This window comes from Paenibacillus contaminans (assembly GCF_003285015.1).
Lineage (GTDB): Bacteria > Bacillota > Bacilli > Paenibacillales > NBRC-103111 > Paenibacillus_V > Paenibacillus_V contaminans.
Genome location: NZ_QMFB01000089.1, coordinates 1 through 498, shown reverse-complemented (window position 1 = coordinate 498; position 498 = coordinate 1). Strand labels below are relative to the sequence as shown.

The window sequence follows — 498 nt, the reverse complement described above, 5'->3', positions numbered from 1 at the left end:
TCTCGATTCTCGGCCATCCGGTCGATATGGACCCGGTCATGGCGTTCGCCAAGAAGCATAATATCCGTGTCATCGAAGATGTCGCGCAGTCCTGCGGCATTCAATATAAAGGGCAGTATGCGGGTACGGTCGGCGATGTCGGCGTGTACAGCTTCCAGATGAACAAAATTTTGACGGCGGGCGAAGGCGGGGCGGTCGTCACGCGCGATCCGAAAATTTTCGAGCGGGCGGTTCGGTACCACGACCAAGGCGTTTTCCGCGACAAAGCGCGTTACGGCATCGATTCTCCGGAAGAAACCGGCGCAATCGTTGGGCAAAACTACCGGATGAGCGAGCTGGCCGGCGCGGTGCTTGTCGAGCAGTGGCGCAAGCTGGACGGTATGGTCGCGGCGATGCGGAAGCATGCGGGCGCCGTCAAAAAGGCGGTTGCGGAGAAACTGCCGTCGATCCAATTCCGCGGCGTCGTTGACGAAGCGGGAGACATCGGGTCGCATGTGA

General features: G+C 59.6%; 1 protein-coding gene. It reads left to right on the top strand.

Translation table 11 applies throughout. The features are described 5' to 3' along the window. A partial coding sequence (locus DQG23_RS41660; protein WP_192894709.1) for a DegT/DnrJ/EryC1/StrS family aminotransferase occupies nucleotides 1–498 on the top strand: 498 nt, incomplete at both ends.